19 protein-coding genes and 1 tRNA gene are annotated in these 21,138 nt (G+C 54.6%); 15 read left to right on the top strand and 5 right to left on the bottom strand.

The features are described from left to right. Window positions 1–110 precede the first annotated feature (110 nt). From VPK24_RS05425 to VPK24_RS05390, 8 genes are all read left to right on the top strand, one after another. Window positions 111–233 carry a hypothetical protein gene (locus tag VPK24_RS05425; RefSeq protein WP_393011095.1) on the top strand — a complete coding sequence of 41 codons (123 nt, stop codon included), beginning with the start codon at window positions 111–113 and terminating at the stop codon, window positions 231–233. Window positions 234–418: 185 nt separating this feature from the next. Further along, window positions 419–490, top strand: a tRNA-Val gene (locus tag VPK24_RS05420). A 300-nt stretch (window positions 491–790) separates the two neighbouring features. Beyond that, the gene (locus VPK24_RS05415) at window positions 791–1,996 is read left to right on the top strand and encodes a tetratricopeptide repeat protein (protein ID WP_393011093.1); all 1,206 of its coding nucleotides are present in this window, start codon (window positions 791–793) and stop codon (window positions 1,994–1,996) included. Between the two features lie 64 nt (window positions 1,997–2,060). Then, complete coding sequence (locus VPK24_RS05410; RefSeq protein WP_393011091.1) at window positions 2,061–4,886, top strand: PD-(D/E)XK nuclease family protein; 2,826 nt, start codon at window positions 2,061–2,063, stop codon at window positions 4,884–4,886. Window positions 4,887–5,087: 201 nt separating this feature from the next. Next, window positions 5,088–6,182, top strand: a complete 1,095-nt coding sequence (locus VPK24_RS05405; protein WP_393011089.1) for a potassium channel family protein — start codon at window positions 5,088–5,090, stop codon at window positions 6,180–6,182. Between the two features lie 90 nt (window positions 6,183–6,272). Then, on the top strand, window positions 6,273–7,070 hold the full coding sequence (locus VPK24_RS05400) for a pentapeptide repeat-containing protein (RefSeq protein ID WP_393011087.1): 798 nt from the start codon (window positions 6,273–6,275) through the stop codon (window positions 7,068–7,070). 25 nt (window positions 7,071–7,095) lie between these two features. Next, window positions 7,096–7,185: a cytochrome b6-f complex subunit PetN gene (gene petN / locus VPK24_RS05395; RefSeq protein ID WP_099531567.1), complete on the top strand. Its 90-nt coding sequence runs from the start codon at window positions 7,096–7,098 to the stop codon at window positions 7,183–7,185. 174 nt (window positions 7,186–7,359) lie between these two features. Next, window positions 7,360–7,494, top strand: coding sequence for a hypothetical protein (locus tag VPK24_RS05390; protein WP_255407478.1), 135 nt, complete (start codon window positions 7,360–7,362; stop codon window positions 7,492–7,494). Window positions 7,495–7,796: 302 nt separating this feature from the next. Here the strand turns inward: VPK24_RS05390 and VPK24_RS05385 are convergent, their stop codons facing one another. Then, complete coding sequence (locus tag VPK24_RS05385) at window positions 7,797–8,375, bottom strand: M23 family metallopeptidase (RefSeq protein ID WP_370567064.1); 579 nt, start codon at window positions 8,373–8,375, stop codon at window positions 7,797–7,799. Window positions 8,376–9,727: 1,352 nt separating this feature from the next. On the opposite strand from VPK24_RS05385, the gene VPK24_RS05380 reads away from it, so the two are divergent. The 3 genes from VPK24_RS05380 to VPK24_RS05370 all read left to right on the top strand — a co-directional run bounded on the left by VPK24_RS05380 (window position 9,728) and on the right by VPK24_RS05370 (window position 11,863). After that, window positions 9,728–10,624, top strand: a complete 897-nt coding sequence (locus VPK24_RS05380; RefSeq protein WP_190529893.1) for an alpha/beta fold hydrolase — start codon at window positions 9,728–9,730, stop codon at window positions 10,622–10,624. A 342-nt stretch (window positions 10,625–10,966) separates the two neighbouring features. Continuing rightward, on the top strand, window positions 10,967–11,437 hold the full coding sequence (locus VPK24_RS05375; RefSeq protein ID WP_199291319.1) for a bis(5'-nucleosyl)-tetraphosphatase: 471 nt from the start codon (window positions 10,967–10,969) through the stop codon (window positions 11,435–11,437). A gap of 105 nt (window positions 11,438–11,542) precedes the next feature. After that, window positions 11,543–11,863, top strand: a complete 321-nt coding sequence (locus VPK24_RS05370; RefSeq protein ID WP_393011083.1) for a hypothetical protein — start codon at window positions 11,543–11,545, stop codon at window positions 11,861–11,863. 102 nt (window positions 11,864–11,965) lie between these two features. Here the strand turns inward: VPK24_RS05370 and isiD are convergent, their stop codons facing one another. Together isiD and VPK24_RS05360 are read right to left on the bottom strand one after the other, a co-directional pair. Beyond that, complete coding sequence (isiD, locus tag VPK24_RS05365) at window positions 11,966–12,139, bottom strand: protein IsiD (RefSeq protein ID WP_393011207.1); 174 nt, start codon at window positions 12,137–12,139, stop codon at window positions 11,966–11,968. 215 nt (window positions 12,140–12,354) lie between these two features. After that, window positions 12,355–12,648 (bottom strand): c-type cytochrome, encoded by a 294-nt coding sequence (locus tag VPK24_RS05360; RefSeq protein WP_393011081.1) that lies wholly within the window; start codon window positions 12,646–12,648, stop codon window positions 12,355–12,357. Between the two features lie 356 nt (window positions 12,649–13,004). On the opposite strand from VPK24_RS05360, the gene petG reads away from it, so the two are divergent. Beyond that, the gene (gene petG, locus VPK24_RS05355; protein WP_099531563.1) at window positions 13,005–13,118 is read left to right on the top strand and encodes a cytochrome b6-f complex subunit V; all 114 of its coding nucleotides are present in this window, start codon (window positions 13,005–13,007) and stop codon (window positions 13,116–13,118) included. A 404-nt stretch (window positions 13,119–13,522) separates the two neighbouring features. Here petG and chlP read toward each other — a convergent pair whose 3' ends face one another. Both chlP and VPK24_RS05345 read right to left on the bottom strand, forming a co-directional pair. Beyond that, window positions 13,523–14,743 carry a geranylgeranyl reductase gene (gene chlP / locus VPK24_RS05350; RefSeq protein ID WP_393011079.1) on the bottom strand — a complete coding sequence of 407 codons (1,221 nt, stop codon included), beginning with the start codon at window positions 14,741–14,743 and terminating at the stop codon, window positions 13,523–13,525. A gap of 939 nt (window positions 14,744–15,682) precedes the next feature. Then, window positions 15,683–15,832, bottom strand: a complete 150-nt coding sequence (locus VPK24_RS05345; RefSeq protein ID WP_099531561.1) for an isochorismate synthase — start codon at window positions 15,830–15,832, stop codon at window positions 15,683–15,685. Window positions 15,833–16,092: 260 nt separating this feature from the next. On the opposite strand from VPK24_RS05345, the gene rsmD reads away from it, so the two are divergent. The 3 genes from rsmD (at window position 16,093) to VPK24_RS05330 (ending at window position 21,103) form a co-directional block, all read left to right on the top strand. Continuing rightward, window positions 16,093–16,674 carry a 16S rRNA (guanine(966)-N(2))-methyltransferase RsmD gene (gene rsmD / locus VPK24_RS05340; protein WP_393011077.1) on the top strand — a complete coding sequence of 194 codons (582 nt, stop codon included), beginning with the start codon at window positions 16,093–16,095 and terminating at the stop codon, window positions 16,672–16,674. A 368-nt stretch (window positions 16,675–17,042) separates the two neighbouring features. Further along, window positions 17,043–18,917: a potassium channel family protein gene (locus VPK24_RS05335; protein ID WP_393011075.1), complete on the top strand. Its 1,875-nt coding sequence runs from the start codon at window positions 17,043–17,045 to the stop codon at window positions 18,915–18,917. Window positions 18,918–19,327: 410 nt separating this feature from the next. After that, window positions 19,328–21,103, top strand: coding sequence for a sensor histidine kinase (locus tag VPK24_RS05330; protein WP_393011073.1), 1,776 nt, complete (start codon window positions 19,328–19,330; stop codon window positions 21,101–21,103). Window positions 21,104–21,138: the final 35 nt, after the last annotated feature.

The raw sequence follows: 21,138 nt of genomic DNA, 5'->3' as shown, positions 1-21,138 counted from the left end.
CGAAAAACAATCAAAGCTTTTCGTTACAACCGGCTTGGGGAGTGTCGTCAAGTCACCTGAAACCCTGATGCTGTCGTTGTCGGATCGTGGGAAGCAAGGGGATGCAGCCCTTGGTTACAACCAGCCGATCGCGTCACCCCCGTTCGATCGCCCCCGTTCGATCGCCCGTGGAATTGGTGTTCCAATGGAGCGGCCCTGAAAATGATTACGCCCGATCAGCCTCGATCGCTTGAAAATCTTGAAAATAGGGTGTTTCAGCTCCTGCGCCACTGCCCGATCAAGGCTGATAAGCGAGCATTGGCAAACAAGTTCCAAATGAAAGTTCAAAAAATGTTCAAAAATTTTTGCCAAATGACTTGAGCAATTGCGATCACCATGCTAATCTTTGATTCTGCAAAGGCGGAAACGCACTGAGCGCGGGCGATTAGCACAGTGGTAGCGCACTTCCTTCACACGGAAGGGGTCACTGGTTCAAATCCAGTATCGCCCATTTAGACAAGGCTCAATAGTAAACAAGACTCAATGGCGGCGAATGGATCGGCATCGTAACGCCTGCCAAGAACTAACCAACCAGCTCAGCGCCAATTAGCTCAATGATTGATGGTTGATTCAGCTCCGTGATCACTGCCGAGGACTCATCTCAGTAGCTCAGCGATTGATGATTGAGCGAACAGCAATCAAGAATGTTGACTGCATCTAAATATTGCCTGTATCCACGATGGGCGGTGATAGAATTCCGTGAGTAGGTTATCGGCTCACTCACAACGCTTCAGAGCCGAACCATTCGCCCATGCCAAAGGTCACAACCACAACGTCTGAATCTGGCAGTTCGGGTTTGGTTTGGTTGGTGTTGCTGTTGGGTGTGGGGGCGATCGGGGGTGGTCTTTGGGGGCTAACGAGCTGGCTGTTGGGTCGATCGCCCGCCTTGCTCACCCAGGCCCGCCAAGCGCGATCGGCTCCTTCAATTCCCCGCCTTGCGGAAACCAACCAACAACTCACCCAGCAAATCAATTGGCTGCAATTGATCCCCCCTTGGCCCCTGTTGCCCCATGACCAGGCCCAAGCCCAATTGCCCACGCTCAAAGAGCAGCAAGCCGCCATTAACCGCGAGCTGACGATCGCCCGGGGCCTGAACACCGCTGAAAATGCGGCCATGAAAGCCGCCCGCTTGGTGCAAAATCCGCCCCACCCACCGGCCGTTTGGCAACAGGCCAAGCAGCAATGGCAGTTGGCCATTCAAACGTTGGCGAGTCTGCCGCCAGATGCGTTGACGGGGGCAGTGATTCAAAGCAAGCTAGCCACCTATCGATCGAACCTAGCAGCGATTGAGCAGCAATTGACCGTGTCAGTGCAGGCGGTGGAATTTAACAATCGCGGGGTTGAGGAACTGAACAACGAACGCTACCGCGAGGCGATCGCTTGGTTTCAGCAGGCCCTGGCTCACAACCCCAAGATGGCGGAGGCTCTGTTGGGGCAAGGGTTGGCGCAAATTGCCCTCCAAGACTATCGATCGGCACTGGAGTCCTTCAATCGATCGATTACCGCCAAGGGAGATTTTGTTGATCCATATCTCTATCGGGCGGAAACTCGCTATGAATTTGGCGATGCGGCCGGGGCAATGGCGGACTTAGACCAAGCAATTGCCTTGGATAGTCAACGGGCAACGGCCTATCTGCTGCGGGGGGTAATCCACTTTGCCGAAGACCAAGCCAATCAGGCCCGATCGGACTTAAACAAAGCCGTGGAACTGTTTTCGCAACAGCAAGATTTTGATTCTGCGACCCAAGCCCGCACCCTGCTGGCGCAACTGCCCGCTGAATTGCCGCCCGCTGAATTGCCGGTGACGGAATCTGCCCCGCCAGACAATCCAGCAGTGGCGGTGGAGGACGATGACGATGATGATGACGACGATTACAAGCGCCGTCGTCGCCTCTCGTTGCGGGATGTGCGATCGACCTGGGATCGGGTGCGCCGCTCTGGTCGCCGTCGCCGCTAGGTTTTGCGATCGATCACTTTCCCCATGCCCGCAGGCTGCCCAATTTCAGGATCCCTAACTGTCCATGACCGCGAACCGATCGAGCGTCAACACCTCAAGAACAATCTGGCTGGGAGCCAAGGCCGCCCAGGTGCAACGGGCGATCGCCCAAGGTCTTTGGGGCCCCTTTGATTGGGTGCTGACCCCTACCCGGCAGGCGGCTCGGGCGATCGGGGTGCAGGCTCAGTCTCTCGATCAACTCCTAAAGCGGTTGCGACTGGAGGGCAACCTGGCTCCGGTGCTGATGCGTCAGCGAGCTTTGCGCTCGGCTGTGGCGGCGGTTTGGCCTGAGGTGGAAGCGGGTCAATATGCCAATACGATCGCCCCCGTGATTCGGGAAATGTTGCACAACGGCTGGTCCCTGGCGATGGCGGCCCAGGAACCCACCTTGAGCGATCGGGCGCGGCGGTTGGTGACCATTGCCCAGGCTTATTTGCAAGCACTGCAATTATCGGGCGATCAGAAATTGGGCGATCAGAAATTGGGTGATCAACAACTGAGCGATCAGAAATGGGGCGATCAACAACTGGGCGATCAATCCATTCAGCGGCGAGCTGTTGATCGACCAGCCGATCGACTAGATGCGGCCCAAATTTATGGACAGGCGGCCCAGGCGATCGCCCAGGGCGCAGTAGATCCCCTGGTGTTGGGCCTGTGGGGCTATGGATACTTGGCTCCCGATGCGATCGCCCTTATCGATGCCCTGGCGGGGCCCGGCAGTTGCCTTTGGTGGCCAGATGACCCGGCTTTGCATCGGCTGCTACCGGCCTGGGAACAGCGGGGCTGGACGGTGCGATCGGCTGCGGAATTCTTTGCGGAATTCTCTGCGGAATCCGAGGCAACAGCCTCCCCAACCGAATGCCAACCCTGGCAACGGGCGATCGCCTTTCCCACCCTGGAGGACGAGGTGCGTTGGGTTCTGGCCAAGATCAAACAGCATCTTCATCAGGGTGTACCGGCGAACCAAATGGTGCTGATTGCCCGCGATGAGCAACGCTACGGGCCCAAGCTGTTGGAGGTGGCGCAGGAATTTGAAGTTCCGGTGCGGTTGCTGTACGGCGTGCCCCTCACGCAAACGCGGGTGGGCCATTGGGTGCAATGCCTGCTGGAAGCGGCCCAACAACAATGGGCCTATGAGCCAGCGGTGCAATTATTGCGCCACCCGCTCGGGCGCGATCGCCTAGAAGGTCAATGGGAAACGGCCCGCCGCCTACGCCCCGATCGCCCCAAGGCCTGGATTCATGCCGGTCTTGATCTCACCGATTTGGCCCCACCGGCCCAATCGGCCCACCGCAGTGCCACCCGTGAGCAGTGGGTGAGTTGGGTGCAGGACTGTGCCCGATCGCTGGAGATTCGATCGGGCGCACAGCATTGGCCCAGTGAAGCCAACGCCCTCAGCAGCCTGAATCACCACCTGATTGAGCTAGCCCGTCCCAGCCACGAAACATTAACCCTGGCCAACTTTGCCCAGGAATTGCGGGAACTGTTGAGCTTAATTTCCGTGCCCCGTCACCCCGGCCGAGGGGGCGTGGAATTGCACAGCCCCGCCAGCCTGATTGGGGCCCAATATCGCTACGGATTTGCCCTGGGGATGGTGGAAGGCTGGTGGCCCGCCCCGATCGCCCCAGATCTAGCCCTCGACTGGTTCGATCGACGCGCCCTCACCCAAGCCGGGTTTCCGATGGCTGGCACTGCCGAACTGGCAGATCAAGAACGCCTCCACAACAGCGCCGCCTTTGCCACCATCCAAGAGCAATTGGTGTTTAGCTATCCCCAGTGGCACGGCCAGCAACCCCAATCCCCCAGCGCCCTGCTCCGCGATCCCCAAATCAAACCCACTGAGCCGGAGCCGGTTCCCGATGTCAGCCCTTTGGCCAGTTGGCAGCGGTTTTTAACCCGCCCCGATCGCCCCGCAGACCTGGCCCAGGATCCCTTCGGCCCAGTGCTAGAGCGAGCTTGGCGAATGGAATACCAACGATTGCGCGGCGGCCAGCCCGATCGCCCGGAAGATTTGGCGTTTCACGGTTTCCTTGGCTCCTTCGCCACCATGGATCCCGATCGGCATACCTTCAGCGCCTCTCAAATCACCGACCTGGGGCAATGTCCGTTCAAATACTTCGCGCGGCGCGTCCTGCGGCTCCAAGAACCCCAAGAAACCGAAGCCGACTTGCCCCGCAACAGCAAAGGCAACCTTTACCACCGCGTTTTGCAAAAACTGGGAGAACAACAGCGCGATCGGCAAGCACCCGTTTTCAATGACCCTGAGCAACGGTTGGCGGCCCTCGAAACCTGGCTGACCGAAGCGGCCACCGAACTGCAACTGCCGCGCCACCTCACCTGGACAGCCCAGCGCCAAGAACTCCTGGCCCAATTGCAGTGGTTAATTTTGCAAGACACCTTTCTACCCGCCGAATCCACAATCCTCCATTGCGAAGTGCCCTTTGAAGGGGAGTGGCTGGGTCTGAAGGTGAAGGGCATGATCGATCGGGTGGATCAGTCCCCCGATGGCTTGGTTCTGATTGATTACAAAACTGGCAAAGCTGAAGGAGCCAAAGTCAAAGACCAAACCGGCCAAGCAAACCTGGATGTGCAACTGTTGGTTTATGCCAGCGCCGCCGCCCAACTGGCTCCCGAAACCCCCGTCGCCAAGGCCTATTACTACAGCTTGCGGGAAGCGAAACTCGTCTCGCCTCAACCGCTCACCAGTGACAACCCAGAGGTGGGAGCTTTGGTGCAACGGTTGCGCCACCACCTGGCCGCAGGGGAATATCCCGTGGATCCCGATCGGGAATACAAAGCCTGTCAGTTTTGCGAAGCCTCATCGGCCTGTCGTTGTGTCCAGGATGGCTGATTGCAAGTGGAATTCGCCCTACGATTGGCTGAACAACCGCCACAGAATGGTCTGAAATTAGGCTGGAAGTAGTCTGAAAATTTCCTGAATTTGAGACTCTTTTCCCTGCGATTGTTAGCCGTTACGATGCACGGGTGCTGATTCTCGATCGCGATCGGGTCGATCGCTCAGCCTCCTCCCCTTTCTCCCCCCTCCTTCCAGGTGTCTGAACGTCGCCGTTTTCGTCCGATCGACCAACGACCGTTCCAAAAAATTTGGATTGGGGCTACGTTCTTTGCAGTCACCCTCATCATCTCCGTCACGGGCTACATGATCGCCGGTTGGGGGTTTCTTGATGCCTTCTACATGACCATCATCACCGTCTTTGGCGTGGGTTATGGGGAAATTGGCCCCATGACCCCCCATTTGCGGGCCTTCACGATTTTTGTGATCATCGCGGGCACTTCTTCGGCGGTCTACACTGTAGGGGGGGTCTTCCAAGCCCTGGCCGAGGGCGAAATGAATCGGCTACTGGGGGCCAGGCGCATGAGTCGAGATATCGATCGCCTCAAAGATCATGTGATCATCTGCGGGTTGGGCCGCATTGGTCGGCTATTGGCCCGCAAGCTGGTGGAAACGGGCCAGCCCTTCGTGGTGATTGACTCCAATCCTGATCGGGTGGAGCGGGGTGTCAATCTGGGCTATTTGGTTTATGAAGGCAACGCCACCGATGAATCGGTTTTGCGAGCGGCGGGCATTGAGCGGGCCAAGGCCCTGGCCACGGTGTTGCCCGATGATGCGGAAAATGTGTTCATTACCCTGACCGCCCGGGGCATGAATCCCCACATGACGATCGTGGCTCGGGGCGAAGCGGCCAGCACCGAAAACAAGCTGAAGCTGGCCGGGGCCGATCGAGTGGTTTTGCCAGCTAATATTGGGGCGGAGCGGATTGCTCAAATTTTGAATCACCCCTCTGCCCTCTATTTTTTGGAAGAAGACAAGGGCCGAGCCACCCTCAGCGAAATGCTGTCGCGGTTGGATGTGAAGCTGGACGAAGTGCCCGTGCGCCCCCAATCCCCCTTGGATGGCCGGACGATCGGGGACGTGGAAGTCCGTGGCCATGGCACATTCATCGTTGTGGCCCTGCTGCAAAAGGACGGCAACACCATCATTCACCCACCCCAATCGACGCAACTTTATCCGGGCGATACGCTGATCGTGATGGGTCACAGCGACGATATGCCCACCTTCGTGTTTGGTCGGGAATATAGCCGCAACCACAACCGCAACCAACGCTATCGCGGCCTCCCTCGTTAGCGGGCAGCCACCAGTCTTAGACCGAGGTTCAAGGAACGAATGCCGCTAATTTCAGCCCCAATGACCAACGCTGACTTGGATTCGAGGCCCGTGGTCAATCATCGCCGCCCGTTGTCTTGCTGGGCGATCGGGATCGATCGGGCCGGGTGGTTGCGGGTTCGCCCCGCCCAAGTGCTGCGAGGGTTGCTGATGGTGGGGGTGTTGTTGTGGGGTTGGGGGTTAATGGCGTTGCCGGTACGGGCCGAGAGCCTGACGGATTTGCAACGGCTGTTTCGGAACACCGTTTGCCGCCACTGCGATCTCAGCTATGCCAACTTGGCGGGGGTAAACCTCAGTGATGCCTACTTGGGCGACACGGATTTGGTGGGAACTGATTTACAAGGGGCTTTGCTCGATCGGGCCAACTTGACCCGGGCCCGGGCAATTGGGGCCAGCTTTGCCCAGGTGCGTGCTGACCATGCCAACTTCAGCAACGCCGACCTCAGCGGAGCCAACCTCGCCCAAGCCCACCTGAAGGCAGCCCGCCTCAACCGCGCCACAATCGTTAGCGCATCGCTCGAAGGCAGCATCCTGCACCAGGCCGAACTCACCGAAGCGGACTTGCGAGACAGCAACCTCACCCGAGCCAACCTATCCCAAGCCGACTTAACCCGTGCGTCTTTGACCTATGCCCGCTTGAACCAGGCCGACCTACGGGGCAGCATTTTGCGAGGAGCCGACCTGCGCCAAACAGACTTCAGCGGCGCAGACTTAACCGGCGCAGACCTGACGGATACCAATCTGGAAAAGGCGATCCTTTGCGGCGCTCGTCTGGCCGATGGCAAAGTGTCGCGCCAAGGCTGTCCCCGATCGCCTGCGGGTGATACCATCAAAGGCGGAAAATTTTGACGCAAACGCATAGGGGACGGACATCATGGATATCATCACCCTTGGTTGGGTTGGCTTGCTGACGGTTTTCACCTTCTCGATTTCGATGGTGATTTGGGGCCGCAACGGCTTCTAAGTTCCCGGGGCTGTGGCCAAGTCTGTTGCCGAAGCTCGATGTTTAAGAATGCATTTCAGGGATCAATAAAGATTGTCGATCGGGTTGATTCATACACCCTCGATCGACAGTTTTGTTTAAGTGGCTTTATCTTGTTTTTTGACCCTTGATTTTTGATTTTTGGTGAGGATTCCCGTGGAAACTTCGGCCTTAACCGTTTTATCGATCGTGGCCATGGGCTTGATGGTGGTGGTTACGGGCGGCATTGTGTACCTAACGGCCGCTGAGTGGCGCGATCGCCGCCGCCAAAAAACTCCTCAAAAGCGCTAGGGCCCGTCGTCAAATCGCCTGAAACCCTGATTCCACCGTTGGCAGATCGTGGGAGACAAGGGGCTTGAGCATCTTGCTACCTAACGATTGGGTGGCGTTAACAGCCATATAATTTAACCCAGCGAATTAAGGCAGCTACGCTAGTAGGGTGGGCAGTGCCCACCAAATTCAGGTAAACAAATCCAGGAAGGCAAATCAAGGGGAATAGAAGCCTAGAAGCGCCCTTTTGAGTTTGCGCGTTCTTGGCTAGGTAGACTCTTTTGGGGCTAGATGAACTCTGGACTAGACTGCAAAATTTTCGGCTAGTTCCTGGCCTGTTGCTGATACATTGCTCGCAACACCAAGGCCGGATCAATCCAATCTTTCCCGTATTTAATACCCCAATGCAGGTGCGGCCCCGTGGTGCGGCCCGTCATGCCCACACGCCCAACCCGCATCCCCGTGGTTACCGTTTGCCCCTGGAAAATACGTAATCCCCCATCGGGATCGCTCAAATAGCGGCGACCTTGCCAGGTGGCCACCCGCCCCATCATGTGACAGTAGGTGTGTTCCCAAGCGCCGGACTGGATCGTGATTGCCGTGCCACACAGCCCACCGTCAGACACTCGGATGACTCGGCCGGCCCACCAACTGCGAATATAGCTACCTTTGGGGGCGGCCAGATCTAGGCCCTTGTGAAACTCCACGCTGCCCCCCCGACGACGGTAGCCAAAGGGCGAGGTATAGGTCTGGAAGTTCTCGACGGGAAATGAACCCTGTTGCCATGAGGTGCGACGGCCCGATCGATCCCATTGATTGCCTTGTCCCGAGTTGCCATAGGGATTGACATAGTTGGGATTGTAGCCCCCGGCATAGTTCCCAACGGAGTTGACCTGGTTAATATTCCTGTTGTAATTGCTGCCGGAATTATTACCATTATTACGAACAGGATTACCGTTGTTGTAACCGTTGCTGTAGCTGTTGTTGTAGTTGCTATAGCTGTTGAAATTGCTGGAGTTAGTTGGGCTATTGGTTGGGGAGTTTCGATTAGCAGGACGGTTGGCCGCTGGCTGTGCAGAATTGAATCGATTGTCTGAAGAATTTTGGTAATTGGTGTAGCTATTACTGTTCTGATAGCTGCTGTAATAGCTAGTCGCGTTGGCGCTTTGGCGTTGAGCTTGGGCAGTATAGTTCGTCACGTTCAAGGGCTGAACAGGGCGCATCTGCGGCTGCCAGTTTGGGTCGGCTTGGCCACGAACGATCGCTGCCGACTCGGCAATCTGTCGCCGAGAGTCCTCGATGATTTCGGCAGGGGGCGAGCTGGGAGGCGCGTCAAGGCTGGTGGTGGCGCTGTGCTGGGGGCGCTGCCACCAAGGGGCGATCGCCTCTGCTGACAACAGCCCCACCCCAAATAACCCCGCGATCGCCGCCAATTGCCAGTGGGCGCGAGCGAGGGCCCGGGGCGATCGGGCCTTGTCCGCTGAAGCCTCGCCAGTCAGGGGCAGGGAAGGAGGCTTGGAAAGTGAGAAGCCGTGGTTCGATCGAGCTGGGGGCAAAGCAGGACGGTGCAAGGTGCGTGGCGGCATGGGCGGTGGAGCGTTAGCGCCCGTCAACGTGACATAACGTCACCGACTCTACAAAAAAAAATTCGCTCCGTCCACTCCTGGCCAGCAAGCTAGCCCCGGAACGACGGATGCTGAATCCTAGGAAGTTGCCGATCGTTCAGCCCCCCAAGAAACGCAAGAATTTTGTTCTAAAAGGTTAGCCTAGGTGCAGGCTAGAGAAGAAAATGTGCTTTTTTATCCACAAAGCTTCGTTCAAGCTTCGTTGTAGCTCCATGGAAAACACTGGGGCAACCTCTACATCTTTTCTGCAATCATGGGGCCATGGTTCTGCGAAAGAGGCTGAGCCATTAACCTTTTAAGAATCCAGCAAAAAAACACAAATGCCTTGGAGATTAATCGATCTCAAGGGAAATTTCTGAGATAGAAGGTCTTTAGATAGAATGAACCCAGGGTGGATTTTAGAACAATCAGGAATGGTGGGTTAGCCCTTGGGTATTGTCTGGGAAAGAGTCTTGGGGGAATTGCTCAAGACTAGGCACAGAATTAAGTGCTTAAGGCTGGGCGCTTAAGACTAAGTGCTTAAGACCCAAGACCCATGATTGGACTGAGGTGATGCTGAGCTGAGGTGATGCTGAAGTGATCGAGTTCCTTGTCAAGTTGCACTACAAGCTATTACAGCGGGTCTGATTATGAATGACCAACAACAGTTGGGGTTACCTGGCCGATCGAATCAATTTCTGACCTATTGGCAATGGGGAAATCTGAGCGATCGACCGCTACTGCTGTTGCACGGGCTGGGCGATTGTGCGGCGGTTTGGGAAGGAGCAGCCCAAGAGCTGGCCAAAAAAGGCTATGGCGTGGTTGCGCCGGATTTGCCCGGCCATGGGAACAGCAGCAAGGGCGATCGCCCCTACACCACCGAAGCAATCGTTGAAGACTTGGAAGCCCTTTGTAATCACCTGGGCTGGTCTCGGGTGACGGTGGTGGGCCACTCTTGGATGGGCAAGGTTGCCACCCGTTGGATGCAGGATCTGCCCCAGCGATTTCAGCAGGCAGTCATTGTTGATCCATTTTTTATTGGCAAAATGCCTGATTGGTTGCGTTTAAGCTTCCCAATTTTGTATCGAACCCTGCCATTTTTGAAGCTAACGGGCCCGTTTCCGGATCAAACTTCAGCGGAAGACTGTGCTCGGCAACTCAAGCAATATCGTGAGTGGAATCCATGGCAAGCGGCGGCCTTTGCGGCAAATCTGGAACAGAAAGATGATGGTACTTGGGGTAGCAAACTAGATTTGCTGGCGCGCGATCGCGTGTTTGAAGATGTGCTTGGAATTGCGGGCTTCCAAAAGTCAGTTTCCTTGCCCACGTTGTTGATTTTGCCGGAACAGGGCTTGAATCAATTTGCTTGGCAAACTCGCGATTTCCATCAGTTCTGCGAGCGGCTGACGGTGCAGACGGTTCCCGGCAATCACTGGCCCTTTCTGAATGACCCGATCGGGTTTGCAGAAACGATTGATCGATGGCTCATTGCGCCCGCCCAAGAACGCCATAATTTTGGTCAAGTGGCGCAATTTGATGTGGTCTGAACGCTGGGTCTGAACGCTGGGTATGAACGCTGGGTATGAGGGCTGGATTACTCTGTGCAACCATCCTGAACGAGGCTCAACAACCAACCGAAGATTCACCGAACAGCGGTGCTGAGGGACGGAACTGCTGTTGAGAGCATGTTTTTGGTTAAGCTGTTTGTTGAGATCGCGTTGTTGAGATCGCGTTGTTGAGATCGTGCTTAGACGGCAAGTGGTTTGGATCGCGATCGCGTGATTGGGGGCAATTGGAACCCAAGCGATTCAGACCTGCGTGATTCAGACCCACGTGATTCAGACCCGGATAATTTTTTTAGATTGGCACTCGCCCAAGGAGATGTTCCCGTGCCGACGGATGCCCAGCCTGTGACCGAAGAAGCCTTTGGAATTGTGCCGATTTATTTGCCCCAGTCGGGCGATCGAGCAGAGGCTTTGTTTTTGCTCGTGCAGCACCGGGCAGGACATTGGGCGTTTCCCAAGGGCCATGCGGAGCCGGGCGAAAGTGCCCTTGAAACAGCGCTTCGGGAATTTACCGAAGAAACCGGCATTCAACATTGCACTCCCGTCACCGATGTGCAGTTTGTTGAAACCTACTGCCGACAGAATAAACTGGTGCAAAAAACGGTGACTTATTTTCCTGCTTGGGTTTTGGATCGGGAAACCAACCTGCAACCGGAGGAAATCCAAGACAGTGCTTGGTTGACAGCGGAAGAAGCCCGATCGCGCATTACGTTCCCGGCTAATCGGGGGGTTCTTGAATCGGCGCTGGAATGGCTGCAAGCCCTGGCAACTTTGCCTATTCAAACCGAAGAGTAACGCAGCTCCGTTGCGCTAATTCCCGTTAATGCAACTCCAATTAGCGCCAACCCCAATTAGCCCCGCATTTCTTGCCCCGTATTTCTTGCCCAAGCCCCTTCGCCCATGCTGCTCGATCGCCCCGTATTGTTTACCCTTCTGGTTGTCGCGACGCTAACCATTGGCGTGGGGGCGATCGGGCTATTCATTGGTGCCATAGCAAGGCTCTTGGGTCGGCGTTGCCTGCGCAAAAGTCTCGTCGCGGCCTATGGCAGCGCCTTGGTAGGTGGAGCCTTGGGGGCCTTGGCTTCCTTATCGGTGACCTTCCCAGTCTCCCTGTTGAGCCTGGGCATGGCAGGCGCTTTTGCGGCCACCCCGATCGGCACACTCATCGTTCTCTATGTGACGAAAACCCGCCGTCCCCGTCGCCGCCGCGCTTCCACCTGAGCATTCAGCGGGCCCAAAAACCCGCCCCCAACTCCCTTAGTCACGGGCTGAAGGTTTGCTTGACTCTTGCCATTGCGACCCACCCACGGGACTCGGCAAGGCTCAAGACTCGTCGTAGGCCTCCAAATCCAGTAAGTAGATGTAAGGCTCAACCAGCTCTGGCCGCTGAAAGGCGATCGCCCGCAGCAAGTGCCAGTCTCGCAACCCCTCAAAGGGCGTGGCATAATCATCCCGCTCCAATCGGAGCGCCAACTCGGCCACATCTTCCTCAGTCATTTGGGCAACGGCCGGTTGTGAAATATGCAGTACTTCCACGGTTAAACCTCCTCCAAGCCCTAGACTGATCTTAAGCCGGATGAACCACCAAACAATCAATTTTCCTTGTTTTGGTACGTTAGTTCATGAAAGCGGCCATCGTTCGCTTAAAAGTTAAACCAAAAGTTAAGCCACCAACTAAACCACCGGCTAACTCAAACACCAGATAAGAAGCACTAGAGGGTTTCTAGGTAGCGCAATAGGTCGGCCATGTCTTGGGGAGCTGGCTGAAACTGAGGCATGGGGGGCGTTTTGCCGCTAATCACCTGTTCAATCAGGGCAACTTCTGATTTGCGGCTGGCCACATCAAGCAAGCTGGGGCCCACATGACCCGCGCCATCAGCCCCATGACAAACGGCGCAGTTCATGGAAAAAATTGCTTCTCCCCGATCGCGATCGCCCTGCAAAGCTAAGACACTTTCCGCGTAGGGATCCATGGGCTGAAACCACTGGCCCAAGGACCAGACCATCAGCAAAACGGACAGGACAAGGAGTATCGCGATCGCAAGGGTACGACGCGCCCAAGGTTGGACTGGGGACTGATTAACTGGCGTTTCCAAGGCGATCGCGTTGCTGAGGAACCGACATGAAAGTTTTCATTTAATAACATAGCTCAAAGGTTGCCCTCGGGCCGCCGAAGTTCCCCCCTACTCGCCCACTCAGGACAGAATCAGTTTTCGGGCTGAGAAGCCGGTAAAATCGGAGGGCGCGTTGCCCGATCGGGAACAGCCGCCGCACCAGATCCGCAGTTTTCACTGCTGGAATCTGACTAAGTGCTTTAAAAATGACTTAATGTTTTAGACGATTTAGGGAAGGAGAATCCGCCGTGATCGAACCTCGCTTGCTCGGTATTGTCTTGGGTCTGATTTTGGTGACGCTGAGTGGCCTGTTTTTCGCAGCCTATCAGCAATATCGTCGCGGCAATCAGTTTGATCTGTAGGTTGATTTGGCCCCGATCGACCCGCTCGATCGTCCCATTCAATTTGAACCTGTGTTTGGAATTCGCGCATCCTTGCGATCGCAATTCCAACCTTAATTCAATCGCTGTATTCACAGCAACAATGCAGTGGAGGCCCGTTTTAAGCAGGTCTCCACACTTTTTTGATCATGAATTACAGCCTTTACCCAAAACACTTGGTGCGACATATCGTAGATACCATGGAGCAATGATGAGGTGGGCAATGCCCACCCTACGGTCTTTGATTATGACTACTTCCTCATGATCACAATTATTTGTCCATTCATTTGCTCATTAAAAATATTTGCTCATTAAAAAGCGCCCAGCCCAAAGGCCGAGCGCTGATGAATCTTCAATTCGATCCGGCTTCGTCTCAGTAAGCTGGACTAGGGAGCCAGGGCACTACCCCGCAGCAAACTCCCGATCGTCTTCGCCGTAATCTTCAGTTGAGTCAGCGGATTGGCAGGCACAACCGTCTTGTACAAATAGCTGTCAAAGGTCAGCTTTTGCACATCGATGTCTTCGCACATTTCCACAAAGGCTTCGCGCGTCGCATCGGAACGGTAAAACACCCGTTGCAGCAGATCCAGCACCAAATAGGTTGCACCATACTGCTTATCCCAACGCTTCAGATACTGCTTCAGATCCGCTTCATTGGGAACGCGCTGGCCCTTGTTGGAAAATTCCACAATGGTTTCTGCGCACATCCGAGCCGACTTGGCCGCGAAGTAAATCCCTTCGCCAGAAGACTTGGTGACCGTACCGGCCGCATCACCCACCAGGGCCACACGACCCACCACCCGACGGGGGCGGGGATGTTCCGGAATCGGGTGTGCTTCAACCTTGATGATTTGCCCACCTTCGAGGCGCTTGGCTGCTCGGGCCCGAATGCCCGCTTGCAGTTCCTTGATTCGGGCTTGGTTCACGCGCATTGTGCCCGTGCCCACCGCCACGTGGTCATATTTGGGGAACACCCAGGCGTAAAAGTCGGGGGAAACATCGTCACCGACGTACATTTCCGCCAAGTCCTGGTAGTAATCCATCTTGTCTTCGGGCAGACGGATCCGCTCTTGGAAGGCGATCGCGTAGTTGTAGTCCCCCGCGTCGATCGCCTTGGCAATCCGGGAGTTAGCCCCATCAGCCCCAATCACCAAATCCACTTGCAGGGTTTTGGCCACGCCCGCCACCGAACCATCGGAGTGGTCAGCATAGTGCAGGGTGTAGGGAGCCTTGTCACTGCTGGGAATTTCCAGCTTGTGTACCGTGCCGTTAATCAGGTTCGCCCCCAGCTTCACCGCCCGATCGCGCATGAACCCGTCCAGGACTTCCCGGCGGCACATACCGATATATTCATCAGGCTTGAGGGTTGAACCGATGTTCACCTCAATATTGGACGGTGAGATCATCTTCATCTTCCGCACGCGGCGATCGATAATCTCCGGCGGAAGTTCAAACTCACCAACCATGCATAGGGGAATTGCGCCGCCGCAGGGCTTGGCGTTGTCCAGCTTGCGCTCGAACAGATAGGTCTCAATTCCAGCTTTAGCGAGCGTTTCTGCGGCTGAGGAACCGGCCGGCCCGCCGCCAACAACAGCAACCCGTAACACGAACAGCTTCTCCTAATTACGCGTGTGGCTGAGGCTTCGACATCACCCTCGTCCTGATGAAATTTCGATCGCGCCTTAGATCCAACCGCACTGCCCAACGGCTCACAGAGGGGTCTAATTCAGAACTCAAAATTCAATCAAGGCGAGGAGCTTTGAGAAGGCTTGCGATTTTGTTCTGGACTCCAAAGCCACGCGATTAACATGGGTTACTGCCGCCGTTGAGTTGTCCCCGTCTACTGAACGGATTAACCCGTCACTGTCCGATAACCGTTGGATCACCCGTCGATTACTGACTGGATCATTCACCGCGCTGCCCACGGATAAGCAGAGGCGAAAGGGGGCAATAAACCGCAAAAACCGCTCTGGCCGCCCAAAGATTGGATGTCATCCTATCACGGTGGTTTCCTGTGGCTGGGCGTGCCCCAAGCTTCTATAACGAGAATGCAACAGAGTTTAACGATCTGATACCCCCCGTTAACCAACATTGAGATCTATGAGCTGGGTTTTCGGGCCATCAAGCCTCGGGAATGGAGCAACGGGCCGGGGGCTAGGGCGATGGTTGACTGGGGGCCCGCCAAGAGACCTAAGGGCATGGGCAAAAATCAGCTAAAAACAAGCACAAATAGTCGTAAACAGGTGCAGATAGACACAAATAAGCACAAAAAGATAAAAAGATACAAAAAATAAATCGAGGAACTGGACGCTCCTCGATCGCTTAGTTTGATATTCATCAACCGGGTTCAGCAGTCGATCGCCCATGAATCAGCCACATGAATCAGCCAATTAATGGCGAGGAATCGCCACTGAACCCATTAAGAACCTCATTCCTAGAGGAGTCCCAATACCCCTAAATATTCAGTCACGACGAGGAGAAAAACCAACGAGCGCGAGGCAGGTGACCAAACGCTTAACTTAACCCTTGAGGATCAGCTCTCTGGGCTATTCAGTCCAATTGGAGCCGAGATAGGGTTCATCTTCAAAAGGCTGCACGCCAACTGCGGGATAGTCGTCGTGGTCGGGCGCGAAAATTTCACCAAAGCCTTCCAAGACGTATTGCATTGAGGATGAGAGCGAAGTCCAGAATTGCATAACCTAACCTCCGGCTCCATCAATTAAGAGGGAATGAAATGGCTTACCTTCAGCATAGGGAAGTTTCCTGAGAGCTGGGATCGCTCCGTGATAAATCGATGAATTTCGATGAATTTCTCAATGTTTTGTGTGCTAATTTTGCGCAGGAACTTCCTGGAAATTGAGAATTTCAAACAATTCTTAGCGACTTGCCAGCTTTGCAAGTCCCCCCAGTGACTGCTCAGATGTTTCTTCAGGATTCGCTGTCGTTAACCTGTTCTATGGCCATTCGGATTTACGGTAACCGATCGCTGAAAACGCTACCTGGCCAAACAACCCGGCCGACTGTTTCGCGGGTGCGGGAGGCGTTGTTTCAAATTTGGCAAGGAGCGATCGGGGGCTGTCGTTGGCTGGACATTTGCGCCGGATCCGGATCCATGGGAGCGGAGGCCCTGGCGCGGGGGGCGGCTTTGGTGGTGGGGGTGGAACAGTTGCCCCAAGCCTGCGGAGTGATTCGAGACAATTGGCAACGCATTGCCCGATCGCCCCAACGGTTTGAAATTGTGCGGGGAGATGCGCCACGGGTCTTGGCTCGGTTGCGGGGCCAACGGTTCGATCGCATCTATTTCGATCCGCCCTATGCCGGTGACCTGTATGAATCGGTTTTGCAGGTTGTGGCTGAGGCACAATTGTTGGCGGAGGCGGGTGAATGTGCCGTTGAGTTTAATCCTCGACAGTGGCAGCCGCCGCTTCAGGTGGGCCAGCTCCGGTGCGATCGGGTCAAGACCTATGGCAACTGTGCCCTGGCTTTTTATGGCTGGTCTGAGGCAACCGTACCCGAGGAAACCCTAGACCTTGCCTGAAGCGGCTCTGGCTGATGGAGTTTGTTCCAAGCTTGCATGGCTTGTATGGATCTTCCTGTGCAGATCTTCTGGTGTAGATTTTCCTGTCTAGATCCTTTGGTGTAGATCCTCTTGTATAGCCCTGCTGGTTGTATAGCCCTGCTGGTTGTATAGCCCTGCTAGTTGTATAGCCCTGCTAGTTGTATAGCCCCGCTGGTGTCGGTCTTTTTGGGTCGATTTTGTACAGAAACGATGACTCAATCCCTTCCAACCAGTCCCGCAGTCCGCAACAGGTAGTCTGGCACACAGCAACGGTGGCAACGGCTACACCATACTCGATGGTCGGGAACCCAGCGTGCGAAGCGATCGCCGCTGTCTGTCCGGGGGCCATGAAACCGCGAATTATCATTTGTGGCTTGGGGCGCACGGGTTACAAGGTTTTTAATTTGTTGCACCAGCAGGGGGCGGCGGTCACAGGCATTAGCGATCGCCCTTTGCCGGGAATGAACAATGCGCAGGTGGTGGTGGGGGATCCCACTTCGGCGGCGGTGTTGCTGTCGGCGGGGCTTGCCACAGCCCAAACCCTGGTGTTGGTGGGCGATCGGGACTCGCAGAATTTAGCGATCTTGATGCAGGCGCGGTTGTTAAACCCCAATTTGCGGGTGGTGCATCGCCTCTATAACGCCCAGTTGGGCGATCGCCTGGATTCCACCTTGGCGGATCACAATAGTTTGAGCGTGTCGGCCTTGGCGGCTCCGGCGTTTGTGTTTGCGGCCTTGGGCAGTCGGGCGATCGGGCAAGTGCGACTGTTCGATCGCCTTTGGCCGATGCGGGAAGAGGCGATCGATTTTGGCCATCCCTGGTTGGGGCGACGGCTTTCGGAACTGTGGGACGATCGGGATCGGATGCTGATCGACTATTTGCCGGTTACACCAGTCGATCGAGTGAGCCATCGTTACGAAGCAGAAGACCCACACCGAGAGGGCCAGCGCGAGACCCAGCGCGAGGCCGCACGCGATTTTTCCCGGGATCTCCAGGGTTATCCCGATGAGCCACGAGGCGACGTGCGATTTGCGGATCGCCCCAACTTGGTGGCCGCCCTCAGCCTGGCCCGGGAACTGCAAGTGGGCGATCGGCTGATTGTGGCCACGCGCCCCACGCGCCGACCGTCCCAACTAAAACGTCGTCAACGGCTACAAAGTTTTTTCGATGGTTTGGGGCGATTGGGTCACCAAGGCCGCCCGGCGGCGATCGCCTTTGTGGTGTTATTGCTGGCGATTGTGGTGTCCACCATTCTCTATGACGTGGCTGCCAACACCCATCTATCGCTGATTGAAGCGTTCTATTTTGCCGTGGGCACAATTACCGGGGCCGGCGGCAAGGAAGATATGCTCGATCGGGCCCCCGATGCCCTCAAAATCTACACCGCTCTGTTGATGTTGGTGGGCGCTGGCATTGTCGGGATTTGCTACGCCCTGCTGAACGATTACATCTTGGGAACTCGGTTTCAGCAGGTTTTGGAGGTGGTGCGGCTGCCCAAACGCGGCCACTTCATTGTGGCCGGGTTGGGAGGGTTAGGCCTCAAAACTGCCCGAGAACTGCGGGCCCAAGGTTGCGAAGTGGTGGCGATCGAACAAGATCCCCATAATCGATTTTTGGCCACCGCCCGATCGCTGCAAATCCCCGTGGTGATTGGAGATGCTACCCTGCCAGAAACCTTAGTTGCCGTTGGGGTTGAGCGTGCTGAAGCGCTCCTAACCACAACTCAGGATGAACTGGCTAACCTGGAGATTGGGCTAAATGCTCGTACCATCGCCCCCCGACTAACGATTGTGTTGCGCAATCAGGATCCCCAATCGGCCATGATGATGCAGCAGGTTTTTGAATTTGAAACGGTGCTCAGTCCCGTGGAGCTAGCTGCGCCGGCCTTTGCGGCGGCCGCCTTGGGAGGGCGGATCTTGGGCAGCGGGGTCACGGGCGATCGGCTGTGGGTGGCCCTCGGAACCCTGATTACTCCGCTCCATCCCCTTTGTGGCATGGATGTGGAAACTGCGGCCATTCACCTCGACTTTGTGCCGCTATATCTGGAGCGCCCCGACCACGCCACCATCCACGGCTGGGAACTGCTACGAACCGTTTTGGGGGCCCATGATGTTCTGTATCTGTCCATTCCCGCCTGCTACCTCGATCGATTATGGCGTTTGGCGAGCAATCGAATCCTGAATCAACATCACGACAAGCAATTTCGACGGATCGATCGCTAAAACTCCCCATCGCACCACCGCCCAAAAAGCAGCTCGATCGCTGAATTTCGCATGGCTTTCCACGATATTTCCTGATTTTCCTTGCCACACCTAGCGGCGATGGAACCGTATCTTTAACCCAACTTGAACAACAGCTCGCCACAGGGGCCCGATAACTGCGGTATGATCAGGAGCATCAGATAATTAAGAAAAAATTAATAACAAAAATAAATATGTATTTGTACTCAGACCTGAGCGACATCAGCCGTTTCATCCGATGTTTAATCAGATGTTTGATTAGATCTTTAATCTGTCACTTTCTCTCAGCGTTAATCTGTCGTTTTCCTTTACCCCGAAAGATTCGCAGTTTCTTAAGAACACCAGGGCGCAATTCAGCTTTTATTAAGTACGCAAATTTCTACTAAAACCCCATGGCCTCTTCTAGCTTATCCTTCCTTTCTGTGGCCAAGCAGCTTCAATTTCAGCTTCAGCAGTGGAAAGCAGTCGTGATTAACTTCAAACCAACCGCCATTCGTTCCAAAATTGCCAGTGGCTATTTAATCGCTTTGGGCATTCCAATCATTGGAGCCTCAATTGGAATTTTGATTGGCAATCATTATCAAGCAGCCGCCGATCAAAAATTAGCAGAATATCGCGAAGATCAAAAGCGATTGCTGGATTTACAAATCAATATTTTGTCCAACTTGCCTGCAAAATCCCTGAGTCCCTTTACCAATGATCCAGTAGCCTTTCGTAAGGCGGGTCAAGCTTTGATGAAGCGGATTGGAACTGTCAGCGAGTTGACAAAAGGAATGGCCATGGATGATCGGCCCTTATTCACCAAAAATAGAACTGCTTTTAGCCAGTATGTAACGGTGGTGGCAGAGTTTTCAAGATTTGTAAATCAATCCATTGAAGCAATTCAACCGCTCGCAGGTAACCCCAAAAATCAGCCCAAAATCGACACGGAAATTGGCAAACTCCTCCGCAGCCAAGAATTTAATAACTTCATTGCTTTCACCAATGTTTTGGAATCCTTAAATATTGATGCTAATCAAGAACTATTGACCGCGGTTCAGGAACGGCGCGAAGCCGAAAACTTTCGGCTAATGATGGCGATCGGGAGTATTTTCCTGGCGTTATTGGTGTCGGTGTTGCTCGGTAATTACACCAGCCGCACGATCGCCCAACCGATCGAAGATCTGGCCAGCCTTGCCCAACAGGTGACCCACGATGCCAACACCCGATTGCGGGCTGATGTCACGACCGTTGACGAGGTGGGAACCTTAGCCCAATCCGTGAATCAATTGATTGAATGGGTGGAAAACTACACGCGAGACTTGCAAGCGGCCCAACTGCAACTGGTGCAAACAGAAAAGATGTCTAGCTTGGGAGAGTTGGTGGGCGGTTTGGCCCATGAGATCAACAATCCCATCAGCTTTATTTATGGCAATTTGGGCTATGTCGATCAGTATGTTTCTGATCTGATTTATTTGGTGAAATATTATCAGGAAAAATACCCCCAAGATGAAACTGATGTTGATATGGAAGAAAAAATTGAAGAACTGGAATTCGTGATCGAAGATCTGCCTAAATTACTCATTTCTATGAAATCAGGTGCAGAACGAATTCGAGAACTCGTGGTGTCGTTGCGCAATTTTTCACGGTTGGATGAAGCAGATCTCAAAACCGTTGATTTGCATGAGGGGCTAGAAAATACTCTTTTGATGTTGAACTATCGCCTACAGCATTGTCGCTTGGAGGATGATATTAAAATCACCAAGCACTATGGCGACCTGCCGGAAGTTGAATGCTATCCAGCACAGCTCAATCAGGTTTTCATGAATGTGTTAGACAATGCGATCGATGTTTTGAGTGATGAATCAATCCTCCATCCTGAAATTACGCTCAGCACTCGAGTTCTTGATTCCCAATGGGTGCAACTGAGCATTGCCGATAATGGCCCAGGAATCGAAGAAGCGATTCAAAGTAAGTTGTTCGACCCGTTTTTCACCACTAAGCCGATCGGGCAGGGAACGGGCTTGGGCTTGGCGATCGCCTATCAGGTGGTGCAGCAACACGAAGGGCAAATTCAAGTGATTTCAGCACCGGGTCAAGGAACCACCATTCAAATTGAGTTGCCAGTTCGACAAAAATTGGAAACCGAGGACACTGTGAAACCAGTTCTGGAAAAGGCTTTGGCATAGTAATCCAACGCATGAATCCAGTGCATGAATCTGGT

Source organism: Limnothrix redekei LRLZ20PSL1, from assembly GCF_043235035.1.
Lineage (GTDB): Bacteria > Cyanobacteriota > Cyanobacteriia > CACIAM-69d > CACIAM-69d > CACIAM-69d.
This window is presented reverse-complemented; position numbering and strand designations above follow the sequence as displayed.